Source organism: Clostridium sp. AF19-22AC (assembly GCF_003479085.1).
GTDB lineage: Bacteria > Bacillota > Clostridia > Lachnospirales > Lachnospiraceae > Faecalicatena_A > Faecalicatena_A orotica.
On record NZ_QUGN01000006.1, the window covers coordinates 162833 to 182554 of the forward strand.

Consider the following 19722-nt stretch of genomic DNA (forward strand, 5'->3'; position numbering starts at 1 on the left):
TAGAATTTGTTATAAAAGTATATCTAATCAGTTAAAGTCCGGACTCCCGCCCGGACTTTTTTGTTTCATAGGATGTACATCCTATAAAGCATTTTCAACTGCGGACATTTCTTTATCTAAATGATAGAAATGCATTATAAAAATCGCGCCAGCGCATAGAGCAATAGGTATTACCAGGTAAACAGCCTCGATAGAATGTATGGCGGAGGGGGACTGCACAGACAGTTTTTGATTATACCCTCCGATTGAAAGAACAAATCCTGTCAGGGCGCCTCCGGTACTGGACGCAAGCTTTTCCATAAAAGTGGCGGCAGAGAAGGTGACTCCCTGTGTGCGGATTCCTGACTTGTATTCTCCATAATCGATCGCATCTGCAATCATAGCATATAGAAGTCCGGTTGCAAATCCATTTCCAAATCCAGAAATAAACATTCCTATATATAAAACAGACACTTTACTGCATATCAGAATCAAAATCCTTCCAAGAATCCCCAGAAAAAATCCAAAGCATACAAGATTTCTTTTCGAAAATCTTCTGTTCAAGCGTGGTATGGTCAGCATTGCAATGACAGAAGCATAATTCATGAGCGAAAGTGTAGACATCAGTGCGATGTTATGGACCTTGTATTTCAGATAGTACATGGCTCCGGAATTATAGACAGTCATATACACACTATGAAAAAACGTCAGCGCCATCAGGCAGTACAGTGGTACATTGCCCCTTAGTCCGCGCAGGGAGTCCCTTACCCCCAGCTTCGCATGCGCCTGCTTCTCAGACACATTTTCCCGAATCATCGTATAACAGAATAACAGACAAGCTCCGGCGAAAATCCCGTAGAGGGCAGCTGTCTTAAAATAGCCGGCCTTTTCATTTCCGCGGCCCAGATATGCAACTAACGGTATTGTGATGACAGAAGAGACGGCTCCGGCAAGCTGTCCAAAGACCATCCTCCAGGTGTTTACATTTGTGCGCTCCTGCGGGTCGTTAGTCATATTAGGCAAAATGGCGCCAAGAGGAATATTAACCGCTGTCGCTGCAATGCCATAACCGATATATGTGATGTAGGCAAATGCCAGTTTAAAGCCCCCGGACATGTCTGGAGAGAGAAAACACAGCGCTCCGAAAACTCCGAGAGGGACTGCATCGCCTAAAAACCAGGGACGGCATTTCCCCTTTCGGGAGTGTGTATTATCTACCAGATAACCGAAAAACGGATCATTGACCGCATCGAAAATTCTGGCAGCCAGAAACATAGTACCTACGGCTGCCGGATGAATGCCGGCCACGTCAGTATAAAAGTAGGTAAGATACGACATCTGAACCAGCCTTAGTAAAGTAGTTGATGCATCGCCCAGACCATATGCAGTTTTCGACAGGGCAGAAACCTTCGCTTGTTTGCCGGATTCCATTCTGATCATACCTCCCCGGATGTGTCCGATCAGGATTCTGAACGGTTACCTGTATTGTACTATATCCACAGGGTTTCCGGTACCTCATTTGACAATTTTGTGATTCATAATATGAATCAGGACTTGCAACTATCGGCTGATATATTTTCCTTTTCTTCGTGTATTCTGAAAAAAAGAAAAGAAAGGAGCAGCAGAATCATGGACAAGAATTTAGTATTTATGTATGTCAGTTCCTGGGCAGAGCACGGCGGTGTTCCGGGCCTGGGACAGTATACGTTTGATCAGCAAAACGGAGAGATCAGGTTTGTCAGGCAGATTAGTAATAAGGAGTCATTTAACGGCTCATATATTGACAGCCGGAAAAACAAACTGTATGTGAACAACGAGGTCATGCATTTCATGGGTGCACCCTGTTCTTCCGGGCGTATTTTCATATATGATTTAGACCCCGTAAGCGGCGAAGCAAAGGAAAATATGAGACTTGTTACGGAGTGCCCCAATCCGGCTTATGTTACGGTAGATCCAACCGGGATGTATTTATTTGAGGCACATCATTCATTCCCAATGGGAGTAGCGGTTCATAGAAGAAGCGCGGACGGTACAATTGAGACAAAAGTGACTTATGCGGAGGCCGATCTGCAGGTATACAGCCTGAATGAAGCCGGGAATCCGGTGCGCCTGGTAGAAAATGTCAATCACGGGGACGAAACCGGAAAGAAGGAAGCACATCCGCACTGTGCGGTATTTTCGCCCTCCGGGAAACTGATTGCAGTGGCAGACAAGGGAAATGGGTTCCTGTATCTGTATTCATTTGACTACAATCAAAAAAGGTTAAGACTGCTGAGCAGGACATTAACAGATACCGGGAATGCCTCTCCGCGATATGTCGTATTCCACCCGGAAAAACCGTATCTTTTTGTGAACCATGAGGCGTCATACGACGGCAAATGTTATGTGACGGCCTTTCGTTATGAGGAAGACGGAAATGTGGAAAAAATCTGTATAGAAAATGCACTGGACCAGAGTCTTCCTGTAAAGAAAACGACGAGGCTGGAGCAGCAGGGGTTTGTGATTGATCCCGAAGGAAGGTACCTGTATACATTAATCAATGCGGCCGATGTCATCGCAGTGATGGCGATCGATCAGGAGAGCGGGGCTTTAACACGGATTCAGAATCTTGCGGTGCCCGGGAACCGGCCGAGAGGCCTGGCGATTTCCCCGAATGGAAGGTATATCGTGTCAGCCTGCCTGGTCGGCGGTGAACTGACTTCCTACGAGATCGCAAAGGATGGTACGTTATCAGCCGCCTGCCAGGGGCCGGTACAGCCGGGGGCATCGTATATATCCTTTTACTGTCCGGAATAGGAGGCAAATATGAAAAGTGTAAAATTAATTGATTTTTCCAGCAGACATGAGCAGTATATTCAGAATCCGGACGGCTCATTCAGCCATATGGATGAAGCATACTTTGAGTCGGTGAAAACAGCCCCGGGGACGTGGAGAATTCTCAGTTCAGGAGATTTCTCTTATCTTGTGGAGGGAGAAAATGAAGCGCTTGCAATTGATACGGGCTACGGGGCCGGAAATATCCGTGAATATATGCAGAGCCTTACCGAAAAACCAGTCAAATCAGTGGTGAATACCCATGATCATTTTGACCATACGGCGAATAACGGTTATTTTGAACAGGCATTTATGTCGCAGGAGACAGGGCGTCTGGCGACGATTCCTTCCCCCAGCTTTGCGGGAATTACATTTCCGCAGGATTATAAGCGGATTATCATCGGGGAAGGATACATTTTTCATCTGGGGGAACGGGATCTGGAGGTTTTTGCGTTTCCGGACCATGCAGCCGGCAGCATTGTACTGCTGGACCGCCGGGAGAGGCTTCTGTTCTCCGGAGATGAGCTTACAGAAGGAGAAAAGCATCTGAACGGGGGGCTTACCTCTTTTGCGGAAAATTTAAGAAAACTTGCGGCACACCGCGGGGAGTTTGATACATTATGTGCAGGTCAGGGACACTTTGACGCAGCTGTCATTGACAGACTGCTGGCATGTGCGGAATACATTTTAGACGGACACGAGGGAGAAATTCCCCGCCCCCATAAGTTCAGGCTGCCGGAAATCACGGCACCTGACGGCAGCCGGGCCTATCACAGGCAGATGCCGCATCCTGAAGATATGCATTTTGACGGGGAAGGGGCAGATATGTCCTATCTGCGCCAGGTAGAATATGCAGGGACGAGTATCACGTATGACATTCGATTGAGAGAAAAATAAGAGAAAATGAAGACAGGAAGGAAATCATTATGAACAGTCAATATTATGAAATAAAAAATAAATATATACAACTAACCCACCGTCAGGGCGGTGTGGTCTATGAACCGGTCCGTCAGGAGGAACGTGCAGGCACGGGGATCGTACTGATGCATTCGGACGGAGACTACTATGGGTTCATTCCGGCACCAGAGCTTGCTAAAAGAGGATTTACAGTGGTGGCATCCAATGTAGGGGAATCCAGAGGGCCTTTTGAGGATAAACTGGAGGATGTCGGGAGAGCCCTGGAATATATGCAGTCGTATGAGGGAATCCAGAGGACTGTGCTTCTGGGGCACAGTGGGGGCGCCACTCTGATGAGCGCATATCAGGCAGTTGCAGAGAACGGAGTTTCTATATTTCAGGATGAACACCGGATTGTGAAGATGAGAGACATGAAGAAGCTGCCAAAGGCGGATGCGGTGATGCTGCTGGATTCAAACTGGGGAAATGGCGTTATGACGCTGGTAAGTCTGGAGCCGGGGATTACAGCTCAGACATCAAGCCGCAGCCTGAAGCCCGGATTTGACCTGTTTGATCCGAAAAACGGATTTCATCCGGAGGGCTCCCGGTACTCCGATGAATTTGTTGCAAATTACCACAAAGCGCAGGAGGAACGCAACAACGCATTGATAGCATATGCTCTGGAGCGGCTGGAGAAGATTGAAGCAGGTGCCGGAGATTTTGATGACGATGAACCGTTTATTATTGCCGGCGGCTCACAGATTGCACCGAATAATAAACTGTTCCCGCAGGATATCCGGTATTTATCCCACACGCAGGAAAAATACGATTTAATCCATGCAGACGCAGCCGTAACAAATGAGGTGATCTGTTCTCTGAGAAGCCCGCACTTTGATAAGAATATGGTGACAATGAATAAATTCGCCACAGATATCACAACAATCCGTACATATTTGACCTGCTCCTGCGTCCGCACGAAGGGATTCGGATATGACAGCACCCATATGTCCGGTATTGACTGGGATTCCTCTTTCAGCTGCACGCCGGGAAATATCCGGCATGTGAGGGTCCCTCTTTTGATTATGGGGATGACGGGAAGCTATGAATTTCTGGCTGCGGAAGAAATATATAAGCAGGCACCGGGAAAGGATAAAACGATCGCATTTGTAGAAGGTGCATCTCATAATTTTACCCCGCAGGAGGACGCAAAGGGGTACCCGTTTGGAGATACGGTGAAGAACTGTTTTGACTACATTGCAGTCTGGCTGGATAAACTGGGGGCCTAGAGTGTAAATCTGCCTGTTGAAATACAGAAAGAGATTCTGGTATACTGGTATCAACAATGTGGTGGTTTTACGAAAGAGGGTAGAGGTTAGGGTATGGAGACAAAAAATATTCAGGACTTTCTGGCACTGGCAGAGCTGGGGAGCTCTTACGCAGCAGCAGAGAAGCTGTTTGTATCGCAGTCCACTCTGGTACGTCACATCCAGTCTTTTGAGGAGGAGTTCGGCATCACGCTGTTTGACCGGACAAGGACTGGCTTTGTGCTGAATGAGGCGGGCAAGACATTTCTTCCATATGCGAAAAAGATTGCATTTGCACAGCAGCAGTGCTATAAGGCGCTGCACCATGAAGATGAGGAAAGCAATGTCATAAAGATTACGGCATTCGGTAAAATCATCGATCTGCTGATCGATTTTAAGAAGAAATATCCACAGTATACGCTGGAATATTATCATCCGGAGCATGCCGATATGAAGCTGCGTGAGGGACTTCTGGATGTTGTTTTTATGGCTGGGGCAGATAATCTGGATAATGAACTCGTGCTGTATCCTTTTATGAGCATCCGCATGCTTGCAGTTGTATATGATTCCCACCCGTTGGCAGACAAAGGCGCCGTATCGCTTGAAGAACTGAAGGATGAGAAGTTCGTTGCCATGACAGAGGATGCCACATTCAGCGATATGTTTATGGAGTTTTTTAACAAGCTTGGATTTACACCTGACATTACGGCCACGGCGCCGGTGGGGAATGATGTGCTTAAGATGGTAGAACAAAAGATTGGCATTGCGCTGATCCACGGAACACCAGAGTATGCTCCCAGCCGGCCGGGCCTGAAAATCCTGGATATTGTGCCAAATATAGAGTACAATATCGCTATGTGCTACCGCAATGACGGAAGTCTGTCCAAAGCGGCAGAATCATTTATCAGGTTTGCTAAGAAATGGAAGATAAACAATAAAGATATCAATCAAACACTATTAGAATAAAGATAGGCATATTATACAGAAGTCTGGTTTCACCAGGCTTCTTTTTTTGTGATATATAGAAAAAACTGCTGCACATAAAAATAAAATAAAGTAAAAATGCACAATGCGTTTTGCGCATCACAGCATCCAGATTGTGAAGTAACAAAAGCAGGAGACATATGGTAAATTCATTTTAGGGCAAGGAAACAGCATGAAAAATTCAGGTACAGGAGGGATTAATTTGGCGGATAAAAAGTGGATAAGCCATACAAACCGGAGACTGAGACAGAAGCTATATGAACGGGATGCTGATTTCAGAGGATTTCACAGCCATTCTTACCACAAGCATTTTGAGGATTACACGGAATATCGGAGAATGGGTGCCAATGGAAGGATGAAACTGGTTCGGGAATATACCGGTGTCTGGTACAGACAAAAGCTATCGCTGTGTCCGTATCTGCTGATACGAATCCTGTATGTACTATTGTCGGCAGGTATGGTATTTATGCTGATCCAGGCAGGGTGCAGGTTATCATCCACAGCCTGGTATCTGACAATCTCGGAATTCATGACTGTTCTTGTGCTGACAGCACTTAGTTATATACTGCTGATCAACTATGTGTTTGCTCCCAGGGCGATGACTGTCGGGCAATATAAAAGTGCATCCGTTTCTCTGGGCAGGATTTCGCTGGCCGCGGCAGGATGCTTTGCCGCGGATACGTTGTTTGTACTTCTGTCTTTTTTCCTGAGTCAGACAGGCTCGGGAAAAGGTACAGTTATGGCGGCAGCACAATTTTTAGCATGTGTGCTGTCCGCACTTGCAATGTCCGCTATAGAGAGGCGTGTTCCTTATGAAGTGAGCACTGCGGCAGAGCCCCCCGGGGATGACGGGGTACAGATCACAGTGGATTAAACAGCCGTCTTGAGAAAGCATTTATTCAATCAAAGGAGGAAAAATGAAATGAAGAAAAAAATGTTAGCTTTACTTTTGGCCGTGTCGATGACAGTTACGCTGGCAGCATGCGGTTCCGTAACGAACAAGGGGTCAGATTCGAAAAGTTCAGGTACGTCTGCGGAAGTGGACAGCGGGGATGCAAAAAGCCACATTCTGGAGAATGGACGTTATGATAAGCTGGTCGTGGCAATCTCGGAAGATCCGCAGGATCTGGAAGGGGACGATGTCAATCTGGGATCAAGATATTACTGGATTTATGGCATTTATGAGTCTCTCTTTGACATGGCAGATGACAATTCCGGGGAGCTGGTCCCATGTATGGCAGAATCATACGAGCCTTCAGAGGACGGAACATCCTGGACAGTCAAGCTGCACAATGACATCACGGACTGGGAAGGAAATAATATTACGGCAAATGATGTGAAATATTGTTTTGAAAAAATTATTGCAGCCGGGCAGGCGATCCGTTTTGATTATTATGATTCCATCGAAGTAATTGATGACTATACCTTTAAAATGAACTGGAAGGAAGTGCCGCCGGCTATTTCAGAAATTGAATTTCCACTGGTACGAACCCTGATTTTTTCACAGAAGGCCTATGAGGACCACGGCGGGATGGCAACGACTCCGGTCGGGACAGGCTGCTATAAGGTGACGGACTTTGTGACCGGTTCCAAAGTTGTGATGGAAGCAAATGACGATTACTGGGGACTGAAGTATCAGGACCAGCTGACGGGACGCCACAAAGCTACGGTTCAGACGCTGGAACTGGATGTAGTAACAGAATCTTCAACGGCAGTTGTAGGATTGGAAAACGGAACACTGGATGTGTGCAGTTATGTGCCGCTTGCGGATGAAGAAAAGTTTACCTCTGATCCACGCTATAAAGTAGAAGAAGTCGTACAGGGCGATTACTGGTATATTGCTCCAAACGGGCAGCGAATGGGAGAAGATTTAAGAAAAGCGGTTTATTATGCAATAGACAATCAGGCTGTATCAACGGCAATGGGCGGACAGTATGTCCCATCCACATCCCTTGGCAATTCTGCATATGCAGATTATGATGAAGCCCTGGAATTAGACGGAACCTATATTACGGATTATGATGTGGACAAAGCAAAGGATTATCTGGATAAAGCCGGTTATAAAGGGGAAACACTGAAACTTATCTGCGTAAACAATGAGACGGCCACAGCGGCAGCGCAGATGATACAGGTGCTGCTAGAACAGGCTGGCATCAAGCTGGAGATCAATGCGGTAACAAATGACACCTATAATACAATGACAAGTCCAACGTATTCGGACCAGTGGGATATGATGATCAACACAATCGGAGGACCGAGCATGGTAGGCTCATGGCACCTGCTGATGGATAATGAAGTAAACAACGGGCTTACATTTTCACTGATTGAGGATTCGAAGCTTCAGGAACTGTATGAGACAGCGACTGCAGATGCAACCCATGATACGGAGCATATGCGCGAGGTTCTGGACTATGTAATTGATAAGGGATATCTGTATTCGATTGCAAATGTCAGTACCGCACTTGTCTATACGGCTAATATGGAAGAGATGTATTACCGCGAAGGATATTACACTCCGGGTGCAGCAAAATTTATTGGACAGGAATAATTCACTAATTCTGGCAGGCATATGCTTTCCGGGTTAGATAAAAAACAGGAGGAGTCCTATGTTTCGATATATTGTCAAAAGAATATTGATGATGATCGTCATTCTATGGTGCGCCGGTGTGGTAATATTTACGTTGACATATCTGGTTCCCGGAGATGTTGCAAGCCTGATGCTGGGAAAAGAAGCCACTGTAGAAGTAATTAATCAAAAACGAACGGTGCTTGGACTGGACCAGCCATATCTGGTCCAGCTGGGCAGATATATGTATGATACTTTTATACGATTAGATTTCGGGGATTCCTGGATATTCAGCAGCTCTGTCATGGCAGAGCTCGCGGTCCGGCTCCCGAGAACGCTGCTGATCGGACTTTCCGCTATGGTGCTGAACGTTACGATCGGTACGCTCCTTGGCATATTTGCAGGAACACATGAGGGAAAATGGCAGGATTCTCTTGTGATGATAATTGCTATGGTGTTCATATCAGCTCCGGACTTTTTTGTGGCGCTGCTTTTGATCCTTTTGTTCTCCCTGAAGCTGGGGTGGCTCCCTGCATATGGCATTGAGAGTATGGCCTGCTATATTCTTCCGATCATCTCGTGTGCACTCGGCGGAATCGCAGTGAATGCAAGGCAGGCGCGCTCCAGTATGCTGGAGGTGATCCGGGCGGACTTTGTAACAACGGCCAGGGCTAAGGGACAGAAAGAAAAAGTGATCACGAGAAAGCATATGCTTCCAAATGCCATGATGCCGATTATAACAGGCGTAGGGGGCGGACTTGCCATGGTAGTTGCAGGTTCTCCCGTGATTGAATCTGTATTCTCAATCCCGGGTGTGGGCGCCTACATGCTTGCAGGCGTCAATCAGCACGATTATCCGGTGGTGCGGGCATGTGTTATCTTTTTTGCACTGTTCTGCTCCGTGGCAATCCTGATTATGGACCTGTGCTATGCCTTTCTTGATCCGAGGATCAAGGCCCAATACAGCAAAGGAAAGAAGGTGAAGTAGATGTCAAAGACCAGAAAGGTACATAAACAGAGTCAGACGCTGGAATTCTTTCAGCGCATGACAAAGGCATTCAGTGCAAAACTCGGGATTATTCTTCTGGCACTCATTGTCCTGGTCTGTTTGGCCGGTCCGTTCTTTTCCCCATATGAAGTGAACGGCGTGGACCTGGCTAATATGTATTCCGGTCCATCCTCACAGCATCTGCTGGGATGCGATTCGATGGGGAGGGACTTGTTCACCCGTCTGATGTATGGAGGGCGGTATTCACTGGCACTGGGAATCTGTGCTTCATTATTCGGGGCGGCAGTGGGCGTCATCATCGGGTCTATCGGCGGATATTTTGGCGGCATGACCGAGACGGTTATTATGAGGCTGATGGATGTATGGTCAGCACTTCCGGGGACCATGCTTTGTATTCTTGTTTCCAGTGCAATGGGCTCAGGATTCTTCGCAACCGTGCTTGCCCTTACGGTGGGAGGCGTGCCGGGAACCGTCCGGATGATACGCGGCCAGATCCTGTCGGAGCGGTCCAGGGAATATATAGAAGCGGCCCAGTCTATTAACTGCAGTAATCTTTCTATTATGTTTAAGCATCTGCTTCCGAATGTCATACAGCCGATTATCGTGACTATGACAATGGGAATCGGCTCCTGCATCATTATGGCAGCCTCTCTTTCCTACATCGGATTGGGAATACAGCCGCCGAATCCGGAATGGGGCGCCATGCTTTCCGAAGGGCGCGCTTATATCAGGACGTATCCGCATCTGATCCTGGTTCCAGGGATTATCATTGCTCTGGCGGTGTTTGCAATCAATCTGATGGGTGACGGCGTGCGCGATGCACTGGATCCAAAACTGAGAGACTGATAAAAGGAGGAGACAAGATGTCTGATCATAAAAAGGAAATATTCCTCTCTGTAAAAGACCTGAATGTGATTTACACGCAGTCCCATAAGATAGTCCATGCTGTAAACGGTGTATCTTTTAGCGTTCCAAAAGGTACAACACTGGGGTTGGTAGGAGAGACCGGTGCAGGAAAGACGACGATAGCAAAATCAATTCTTCGGATTCTGCCTGATCCGCCCGCGAAAATACTAAGCGGGGAAATCTGGATGGATGGGGAGGAGCTGCTAAAAAAACCAGAAGAAGGAATGCTGGATGTCAGAGGACAGAAAATTGCTATGATATTTCAGGATCCTATGACAGCGTTAAATCCTTTGATGACGGTAGGCGACCAGATTCTGGAGGTTCTGCTTCTGCATAATAATTATGGCAGAGAAGAAGGCATGAAGCGTGCAGGTGAAATGCTGGAGACCGTAGGGATTCCGGCGGAAAGATATGGAGAGTATCCGCATCAGTTTTCCGGCGGCATGAAACAAAGGGTAGTGATTGCGATGGCGCTTGCATGTAACCCGGAGCTGCTTCTGGCAGATGAGCCGACGACAGCACTGGATGTTACGATACAGGCACAGGTACTGGATCTGATCAACCAATTGAAAGAGAAGTTCAGGACCTCCATGATTCTGATTACACACGATCTGGGCGTGATCGCCCAGACCTGTGATAATGTCGCAGTCATCTATGCAGGAAAAATCGTTGAAAAAGGCTCGAAAGAAGACTTGTTTGACCATCCCTCACATCCTTATACAAAGGGGCTGTTTGATTCACTGCCCAGTCTGGCAGGAGACGACGAGATGCTGCATCCGATTGCAGGCATGCCTCCGGACCCAACAAATCTGCCGCAGGGCTGTGCCTTTTCACCGCGCTGCCCTTATGCGTCAGAGGCCTGCAGGGAGGGTGACATTCCGATGCAGGAAATCTCACCGGGACATTTCTGCGCATGCATCAGGAAAGGGGGACTTAAGTGATGGGTGAAGAGTTTATAAAGGTAGAACATCTGAAAAAATACTTTAAGGTACCTGCCGGAACGAACCATGCGGTTGATGATGTCAGCTTTGCCATTCAAAAAGGTGAGACTCTGGGAGTCGTCGGAGAATCGGGATGTGGAAAGAGTACACTGGGGCGTACTTTGATCCATCTTTTAGAGGCAACAGACGGGAATATCTGTTTCAAGGGACAGGATATTACACATGTAAAAGGAAAAGAACTGAAAAAAATCAGGGAGAAGATGCAGATTGTATTTCAGGACCCTTATTCCAGCCTGAATCCTCGTCTGCGCATAGAAAATACAGTGATGGAGCCTTTAAAGCGTTCCGGACGCTTTCATTCGAAGGCAGAACTGAGGGAAGAGGCGACCCGGCTGATGGAGCTGGTAGGCATTGATGAACGTCTGCGGATGTCCTATCCCCACGAGCTGGACGGCGGACGCAGACAGAGGGTCTGTATTGCCCGTGCGCTGGCGCTCAATCCGGAATTTATTGTCTGTGACGAGCCTGTCTCCGCGCTGGATGTATCAATACAGGCGGCAGTGCTCAATCTGCTTAAAGAGTTGCAGCAGAAGATGGGGATGGCTTATATGTTTGTTACCCATGACTTATCGGTTGTGAGACATATTTCTGATAACATATGTGTGATGTACCTTGGACAGCTTGTGGAAAAAAGCAGTACGAAAGAGTTGTTTAGCAATACACTGCACCCCTATACAAAGGCACTGCTGTCAGCAATCCCTTCTACAGATATTCATCGTCCGATGCAGCGGATTCAGCTGAAGGGTGAAATTACAAGTCCAATTAACCCCCGGCCCGGATGCCGTTTTGCCTCACGCTGCCCGTATGTGCAGGAAAAATGCCATCAGCCGCAGATATTAGAGGAAGTATCACCAGGACACTTTGTATCTTGCTGCCGGAACAAAGAAATCGGATAAGGAGGCAGGCTATGAATGCAATTTCTGCTTTTGCAAATGGAACATTTGATCCCGGGGCATTCAATACGTCTGAGTATGGAATGAATGCTTTTGAAATGCAGTATGTCTATAAAAGCTATAAGGATGCACCGCTGCATCCTTATGTTTTAAAATACTGGAAAGCACGTGATGTGAAGAAGAAAATATACGATCTGGGGAATCATGGCAGGGTATATTCCGTCCTTTCCCCCCTTCAGGCAGAGATGGGGCGAAGCTATCCGGTTATCTACTGCTATCATGACAGCTCGGATGACATATTCTGTGCCGAGACTTATGGATATAGTGACCTGATTGCAAAGGAGAAGCTCATCTGCGTATATCCCGAGTACCATCTGAAAGAACTGAAAGGGCTGGAGGATGATTTCCGATATATCATGCATCAGTTAGAAGAAAACGGATATGCCGTTGACCGGGAACGGATCTACGTAACTGGTTTTGGCTATGGGGCATCGGCTTCGGCCAAACTGACAGTACGGTTAAAGGACAGGCTTGCAGGCACGGGCCTCGTATGTGGAGCACATATATTCAGAGGCAGTGAGCTCGCAGGAATTTTAAAGGAATCTGTGAAAGAGTCCTGTCCGAGACAGGCTCTTATCTGCATCGGAGGAAAGATGGATGGGAAAAATATCTGGCCTCTGGAAGAGGAAGCGTATATCACTACATTTAATCAATGGATGCTGAAATTTGCACAGACAGAAAACTATCAGCAAATCAGCCTCGCCAGATCTCAGGATATCTTCCATAACTCTGAGGACAGAGTAAAGCGTGAATTTGGTCTGGATTTTGATCATACGTGGATGGATTATATGGAGGGAACCTACTGGTACTGCGGACAGTATGAAAACGTATCGAAGGTGCCTGTGGCCAGATTTATCAGTGTAGAGGGACTTCCCCATATACATTGTAAAAATGTGGCTGTACAGGTATGGGAATATTTGAGACGATTCCGAAGAGACACCGCTTTTGGGACATTGGAATACATACAGGAAAAAGAGACACAACAGCCGTTTTGAAAGGAAAAGGAGGAGCTGCCATAAAACAGCTCCTTCTTTTTATTTGGCTGTAAATGCCGGTAAAGCAGTGTTTAAATTGCTCCGGCCCGTTTCCAATACTTCCTAAGCTCCTCATATGCCGAGTAAGTAGTATCGGTATTTTCATAATTAAAAACAGCCGTTTTTTCCGCATCCTTTATCAGAATACAGGAGCCAGCTCTGGATGAGGCATAGGCCTGATATGTGCCAAGAAGGTCACTGCACCACAGACCGTACATGTTACCGCCGTTTGATATACTGCCGTCCAGACATTTTCCGTAATCAGGTTCTTCTACGAATGAGATTTCCTGTACATTCTTCAGAAGAAATGTGGCGGAGTCAGATTCCCCACCGGAAAATGTGACGGAAAGGTCATTTTCTGAGAACTGCATGGAGGCACCGGGCTGGGAATAAAAGAAATAATATACGCTAATCAGTACAAGGACCGCCAGCAGAAAAAGGGTGTTGCGTTTTTTAAAATCTCCATGAAACATAAAATCTCCTCCTAAAAGTTTTCTCTTCTTATTTTGATTATAAATGTATATGAAGGAGAGAGCCCCTTATATTTTGCATTACAGAGACTGAAATGTGCATCATACAAACTTTTATTTCCTGTTTACAATATAAAGAAAGAAGGGCTGTATTTACAGTTCTGCGTAAGGGACGCAAGGAGGTAAAAATAAGGATGACAGAGAAAATCAATCTGGCAGGGAACCCGTTCTACTTAACGGGAGAGCAAATCAAGTGGGTAGAAGATGCTTATCAGAAACTTACTGTGAAACAAAAGATAGGACAATTGTTTTGTGTTATGGGGCAGGATTACAGTATTGAGGAGTTGACGAATATGGCTGCAGAGCAGGGAGTAGGAGCCGTGCTCTACCGTCCGGCCCCGTCAGGGGAAATCCGGGAGAACTATGCAAGGCTCGATGAGGCAGCCCCGGTACCGTTACTGAAAGCAGCCAACCTGGAAGAGGGTGGTGCGGGAGGAACTGCGGAGGGAACACTGTTCGGATGGCCGATGATGGTCGCAGCGACAGATGATTTGTCGATGGCGGAGAAATTTGCACAGGTCTGTGCGGCAGAGGGGCGGGAAACCGGTATAAACTGGACCTTCTCTCCGGTTTCGGACCTGGATCTGAATTTCATGAATCCCATTACGAATGTCAGGTCCTATGGAAGCAGCCTAAAGCGCGTCATGGCGTTTACCGAGGTTTACATGAAGACAGTACAGGAATGCGGCGTGGCGGCATGTGCAAAACATTTTCCCGGGGACGGTGTCGATTTCAGAGATCATCATCTGCACCCTACTTATAATAGTCTTTCATCAGAAGAGTGGTATGCATCCTATGGAAGAATCTACCAAAACATGATAGACAAGGGACTTCTCAGTATCATGGCGGGCCATATTGTACAGCCGAATGTGGCAATGAAAAAAAATCCGGATCTTACCATCGGGCAGTGCCTGCCGGCATCACAAAGCAGGGAACTGCTGACGGGAGTTTTAAGGGAAGAGTTCCACTTTAACGGGGTGATAACGACCGATGCTACAATTATGGGCGGTTATTGTATGACGATGCCCCGGCGGGAAGCTATCGTGGCTTCCGTTATGGCGGGCAGTGATATGCTTGTTTTTAACACGGATTTTCAGGAGGATTATCAGTATATGATGGATGCCTTAGAAAGTGGTGCATTGACAGAAGAAAGACTGAATGAGGCCGTTCTGCGTGTTCTTGCATTAAAAGCAGCTGTGTGTCAAAAGGTATTTGTTCAGCCCGAGACAGATGCCCGCGGATGGCACAGAGAGTGTGCAGATAAGGCGGTGACACTGGTAAAGGATATCCAGCACATTCTGCCGGTGACAACAGATAAATACTCCGTAATTCGGCTGATTGTAATCGGAAGGGATGATATACGGGGAAAAAGTATGACTGCGACAGCCGTTTCCTATCTTGAACAGGAAGGCTTCAGGGTGGAGGTATACGAACCTCTCAGGGATGACCTCCACGGCAGTAAAGGTCTTCCCGGGGACAGGCTGACACTGTATCTGGCGAACATGGAAACGGCGAGCAACCAGACAACGGTACGTATCGGGTGGTGTCCGAAGCATGCTCTCGAAATACCGCGCTTTGTTATGGAGGAGGATGCAATTTTTGTATCCTTTGCAAATCCATACCATTTGCAGGATATCCCAAGAATCCGTACATATATCAATGCCTATACGGCAACTGAAGATAGCATTTATGCAGTACTCGATAAAATTATGGGAAAAAGTGAATTCAAAGGCGTGAGTCCGGTAGATGCATTCTGCGGGCTTACGGATACGAGATTATAACAGTACAAATACCAAAAGGAGGGAACGAAATTGCAGCCTGAAGAAGTAAAAGTAAGCTGGCTGGATGTCAGGATAGCGGTGGCAGTTATGATCTGCAGCCTGACTGCGGCAATGCTAAATCATTTTGGAATCAAATTTACGTTTGGAGAGATGAAACTGGAGGTGATACAGAAAATGACAGCATGTATAGCATGCCTGCTGTGCTGCCAGGATAATACGAAAATCAGCCTGAAGGCAGGAATAAACCGTTTGATCATTACGGCGCTGGGCGGGATTGTCGGTATCGCTGTCATCCTTATTGATGGTGCACTGGGAAATGAGTGGGGGCTTTCTGTCATGGTCGGGGCGGGGGTTTTGCTGACCCTGTTTCTGTGCAAAGCAGCCAAAGTACCTTATATCAATGCGAGGATTGGCGGGGTCACTTTCGTACTGGTATCCTGCACTCTGTCCGGAAATGCCAGGATATGCTATGCAGTGTTCAGGCTCATTTCAACATGTTACGGCGTACTGGTTGTCATGCTCGTGACATGGGTATTCAGTAAGGCAGTAAGAGAAAAGCCGGATAAGTGTCAGGGGGAAGTTCTGAAAGCATGAAAACGCAGTCTAATATTGAGAAAAGGGATCTGACAAGCGGGAGTGTGTTTCAGACACTGATCGTATTTTCACTTCCTTTTATGCTCTCTACATTACTTCAGACATTGTACAGTATGGTGGACATGATGGCGGTCGGAAATTTTGTCGGGAAGGAAGGTTTGTCTGCCGTAGCAACAGGCGGACAGCTTATGGAGCTTATCACCGTATTCTGTGTCGGGTTTTCTACAGCGGGACAGATTATCATCTCCCAGCATATGGGGGCGCATCAGGAAGCAAAAGTCTGCAGGATCAGCGGTACTCTATGTACAATACTGGCAGGACTGGCTCTCTTCTTAACGGCAGTGGGTATTCTGGGGGCAGATGTATTTCTGAAAATTTTGAATATACCGCCGGAAGCGGCGGGCCATGCACATACATATGTTACCATCTGCAGTCTGGGAATTTTGTTTACAGGATTCTACAATATGATTGCGGCAGTGTTCCGGGGTATGGGGGACAGCAGACATCCGCTGATCTTTATCGCCATTGCATCCGTTATTAATATTCTACTGGATCTGTTCTTCATCGGGGTTCTGAAGTGGCAGGTGGCGGGCGCCGCTGCCGCAACGGTGATTGGACAGGCATCCTCTGTAATATGTTCTGTCATTTTTTTGTACCAGCATCAGAAAGAATTTTATTTTTCGTTCCAGCTTCAGAATTTCAAACCGGACAGACGAATGGCAAAGCTGCTGCTGAGTCTGGGCATCCCTCTTGGTTTACAGTCCAGTGCAGTACAGATTTCATTTCTGTTTGTTAATAGTATGATTAACGGGCTCGGCGTATCTGTGTCTGCTGTATTCGGGGCAGGGCAGAAATTGAGGAATATACCGGGCATCATGACGCAGGCAATCGGGCTTGGGGCCACCGCGATGATCGGGCAGAGCTTTGGCGCGGGATTAACAGATCGGGTGTCAAAAATCTATAAGAGCGGCTGCATGGTAAATGCAGCGATCGGAACCGTGATAACCGTTGTATTCTTTCTTTTTCCGGAGGCATCCTTCCGTCTGTTTACTGCGGATAAGGGAGTGCTTGAATATGCACCCGTATTTATGTTTACCCTGTTGATTGAAATACCTGCCAAGATCTTCATGCCGAGCGGGAGCGCCCTGATAAGCGGTGTAGGAAATACAAGGCTGTCTATGACGCTGGCATTGTGTGATGCATTTGCCGGAAGAATATTCCTGACCTGGCTGTTTGGAAATAAGCTGGGACTCGGCGCCTTTGGATGCTTCTTAGGATATACGCTGGCTACTTATGTGACTGCTGTCCCGCAGGTGGTTTATTATCTGGCCGGAACATGGAAAGGGCGGAAGCGCCTCATTGCAGAATCGTAGAAAGGAGAGCAGTATATGCGGGTTGGTGCGGGGAAAGCGAGAATAATTTTAAAAGAGGAATTCATGGAGCCGGAGGAATTTGGAAGCATTCATCTCCCGCTTCATGCCCGGGCACTTTTCATCGAAAGTGTGAACTGCGTACTGATCGTCTCACTGGAATTGACATCACTGCCGGATGCAGAAGCCAATGAGATGAAACGGGAGATTGCCGGATATACCGGGTTGGGGGAAGAACAGATATGGATATGCACGACGCATACCTTTTCCGCGCCACATCTTGGGATAGTCCGTGATGGAAAAAAGGAAGATAGAGTGTCCGTGGAATACGGATATCTGGAAGCTGTGAAAACAGCCGTCTCAGAGGCAGTCCGGATGGCAGCGGGCAGTCTGGAGGACGCAGGTTTGCAAATCGGAACGGGGTACTGTGATATCAATACCGGAAGAGATGTCGAACTTCCGGACGGATGGTGGATCGGGAAAGGGGATGGGCTGACTGACCATGAGGTTACTGTTCTTCGTTTCCTCGGCCGGCATGGCAGGACAATTGCCATACTCTACCACTATGCCGTGCAGTCTTCTGTCCTGGACGGAATGCGTTTAAGTTCAGGAATGAAAGTCGTTTCACCGGACATTACAGGAATCGCCGGTAATACCATTGAAAAATATTATGAGGAAGACGGTGCATATGCCCTGTTCCTTGTCGGGGCGGCAGGGGATCAGGCGCCGGTTAAAAAGGCAGTTGCTGAAACATATAAAAATGGAAACAAGGTTATAACGGATGCGGGGGAACAAGCAATTTCTGTCTGCGAGAAGCTGGGGAGGAAGCTGGGACGCACTGTGATTGAAATATCACAGCATACGCAGTGTGTGCGCGGAAACGGTAAAATTTCACTGGGAAGGATTTCGTTCAGAGTTCGCGGCAAGAAAATGGAAGCCAATGTGAAACACCTTTATCCGGCCAGGGATTACGTCTATGTACCGGACCAGGAGCGGGAAGTTTGTGTGGAGGCCTTATGCCTCGGAAATCTCGCAGTTGTGGGAGTAAAGCCCGAGCTGAACTGTATTACAGCCATTGGGATTAAGGAACGGTCGCCCTTCCCTTATACAATCATTGCCACTATGGTCAATGGTTCTGCAAAATATATGGCAGATAAAAAATCGTATGAGCGCTGTACATATGAAGCGATGAATTCGCCGTTCTATGCAGGCGCAGCCGAAATCCTGGCCGAAAAAGCAACCCTTCTGCTGGAACAGATGCAGGCAGAAAATTCATTTTTAAATCATACAGGAGATAAAAAATAGATGAAAGCATTTATATTTGATTTAGACGGTGTGCTGGTATTTACGGACCGGTTCCACTTTCAGGCATGGAAAACGATTGCAGACCGTATGGGGATTTCCTTTGACGAGTCGGTGAATGACCGGCTTCGGGGAATAAGCAGGGCGGAGAGTCTGGAGATTATTCTGGAAAAGTATGACAAAGCATTGCTGTCAGATTCTGAGAAAAGGGACCTGCTGGAAGAGAAGAACCAAATCTACAGAAAATATCTCTCTGGAATGACACCCGAACATGTTTCACCGGAGGTCAGGGAAACGCTGCTGAGTCTGCGTGAGGCAGGGTTTAAACTGGCAGTGGGCTCATCCAGCAAGAATGCCATTTTTATTCTTGAACAGACAGGATTGATGGATATATTCGATGCAATAGCAGATGGAAATCATATTACCCGCTCCAAACCGGATCCGGAGGTGTTCCTGAAGGCGGCTGAATATCTGGGAGTCGAACCGGCAGACTGCATGGTCGTGGAGGATGCATATGCAGGGATTGAGGCAGCCAGAGCGGCCGGAATGAAAACAGCCGGTATCGGAACCGCTTCAGGAGATGAACGGGCAGACTATAAAATACAGTCATTCCGGGAGCTGTTAAAAATCGCCGGAATATAAGAAAAGACAGAGAATGCTTTATTCCCGCGGGCGTCTGGGCTCCTATAGAATAAGGT

At 47.2% G+C, this 19722-nt stretch carries 18 protein-coding genes; 16 read left to right on the forward strand and 2 right to left on the reverse strand.

Going from position 1 to position 19722, the window contains the following annotated elements; translation table 11 throughout:
- Positions 1 to 81: 81 nt before the first annotated feature.
- A complete protein-coding gene (locus DWX43_RS09220; RefSeq protein WP_118620098.1) occupies positions 82 to 1419 on the reverse strand; it encodes an MFS transporter in 1338 nt (445 codons plus the stop codon).
- Positions 1420 to 1608: 189 nt separating this feature from the next.
- On the opposite strand from DWX43_RS09220, the gene DWX43_RS09225 reads away from it, so the two are divergent.
- The 11 genes from DWX43_RS09225 to DWX43_RS09275 all read left to right on the forward strand — a co-directional run bounded on the left by DWX43_RS09225 (position 1609) and on the right by DWX43_RS09275 (position 13408).
- Entirely contained in the window at positions 1609 to 2775 is a 1167-nt protein-coding gene (locus tag DWX43_RS09225; RefSeq protein WP_182440661.1) for a beta-propeller fold lactonase family protein, read from the forward strand.
- 9 nt (positions 2776 to 2784) lie between these two features.
- The gene (locus DWX43_RS09230) at positions 2785 to 3690 is read left to right on the forward strand and encodes an MBL fold metallo-hydrolase (RefSeq protein WP_118620100.1); all 906 of its coding nucleotides are present in this window, start codon (positions 2785 to 2787) and stop codon (positions 3688 to 3690) included.
- Between the two features lie 29 nt (positions 3691 to 3719).
- Complete coding sequence (locus tag DWX43_RS09235) at positions 3720 to 4976, forward strand: alpha/beta hydrolase (protein WP_118620101.1); 1257 nt, start codon at positions 3720 to 3722, stop codon at positions 4974 to 4976.
- Between the two features lie 93 nt (positions 4977 to 5069).
- The gene (locus tag DWX43_RS09240; RefSeq protein WP_109731023.1) at positions 5070 to 5960 is read left to right on the forward strand and encodes a LysR family transcriptional regulator; all 891 of its coding nucleotides are present in this window, start codon (positions 5070 to 5072) and stop codon (positions 5958 to 5960) included.
- A gap of 220 nt (positions 5961 to 6180) precedes the next feature.
- A complete protein-coding gene (locus DWX43_RS09245; protein WP_147356298.1) occupies positions 6181 to 6852 on the forward strand; it encodes a hypothetical protein in 672 nt (223 codons plus the stop codon).
- 48 nt (positions 6853 to 6900) lie between these two features.
- Complete coding sequence (locus DWX43_RS09250) at positions 6901 to 8526, forward strand: ABC transporter substrate-binding protein (RefSeq protein WP_109731025.1); 1626 nt, start codon at positions 6901 to 6903, stop codon at positions 8524 to 8526.
- 58 nt (positions 8527 to 8584) lie between these two features.
- Positions 8585 to 9532, forward strand: coding sequence for an ABC transporter permease (locus DWX43_RS09255; protein ID WP_109731026.1), 948 nt, complete (start codon positions 8585 to 8587; stop codon positions 9530 to 9532).
- Entirely contained in the window at positions 9533 to 10399 is an 867-nt protein-coding gene (locus DWX43_RS09260; RefSeq protein ID WP_242996034.1) for an ABC transporter permease, read from the forward strand.
- Positions 10400 to 10416: 17 nt separating this feature from the next.
- The gene (locus DWX43_RS09265; protein ID WP_118620103.1) at positions 10417 to 11400 is read left to right on the forward strand and encodes an ABC transporter ATP-binding protein; all 984 of its coding nucleotides are present in this window, start codon (positions 10417 to 10419) and stop codon (positions 11398 to 11400) included.
- Positions 11400 to 12356 (forward strand): ABC transporter ATP-binding protein, encoded by a 957-nt coding sequence (locus tag DWX43_RS09270; protein ID WP_118620104.1) that lies wholly within the window; start codon positions 11400 to 11402, stop codon positions 12354 to 12356. Before DWX43_RS09265 ends, DWX43_RS09270 begins: the two co-directional genes overlap by 1 nt.
- Positions 12357 to 12367: 11 nt before the next feature.
- A complete protein-coding gene (locus tag DWX43_RS09275) occupies positions 12368 to 13408 on the forward strand; it encodes a hypothetical protein (protein WP_118620105.1) in 1041 nt (346 codons plus the stop codon).
- Positions 13409 to 13479: 71 nt separating this feature from the next.
- Here DWX43_RS09275 and DWX43_RS09280 read toward each other — a convergent pair whose 3' ends face one another.
- The gene (locus DWX43_RS09280; protein ID WP_118620106.1) at positions 13480 to 13920 is read right to left on the reverse strand and encodes a hypothetical protein; all 441 of its coding nucleotides are present in this window, start codon (positions 13918 to 13920) and stop codon (positions 13480 to 13482) included.
- A 191-nt stretch (positions 13921 to 14111) separates the two neighbouring features.
- Here DWX43_RS09280 and DWX43_RS09285 point away from each other — a divergent pair, with 191 nt between their 5' ends.
- Genes DWX43_RS09285 through pgmB form a run of 5 tightly spaced genes read left to right on the forward strand, consistent with a single transcriptional unit; the run spans position 14112 to position 19666 of the window.
- Positions 14112 to 15758, forward strand: a complete 1647-nt coding sequence (locus DWX43_RS09285) for a glycoside hydrolase family 3 N-terminal domain-containing protein (protein WP_118620150.1) — start codon at positions 14112 to 14114, stop codon at positions 15756 to 15758.
- A gap of 30 nt (positions 15759 to 15788) precedes the next feature.
- Positions 15789 to 16352, forward strand: a complete 564-nt coding sequence (locus DWX43_RS09290) for an FUSC family protein (RefSeq protein ID WP_118620107.1) — start codon at positions 15789 to 15791, stop codon at positions 16350 to 16352.
- Positions 16349 to 17725 (forward strand): MATE family efflux transporter, encoded by a 1377-nt coding sequence (locus DWX43_RS09295; RefSeq protein WP_118620108.1) that lies wholly within the window; start codon positions 16349 to 16351, stop codon positions 17723 to 17725. Before DWX43_RS09290 ends, DWX43_RS09295 begins: the two co-directional genes overlap by 4 nt.
- 15 nt (positions 17726 to 17740) lie before the next feature.
- Positions 17741 to 19027, forward strand: coding sequence for a hypothetical protein (locus tag DWX43_RS09300; protein WP_118620109.1), 1287 nt, complete (start codon positions 17741 to 17743; stop codon positions 19025 to 19027).
- Entirely contained in the window at positions 19028 to 19666 is a 639-nt protein-coding gene (gene pgmB / locus DWX43_RS09305) for a beta-phosphoglucomutase (RefSeq protein WP_118620110.1), read from the forward strand.
- Positions 19667 to 19722 lie beyond the last annotated feature (56 nt).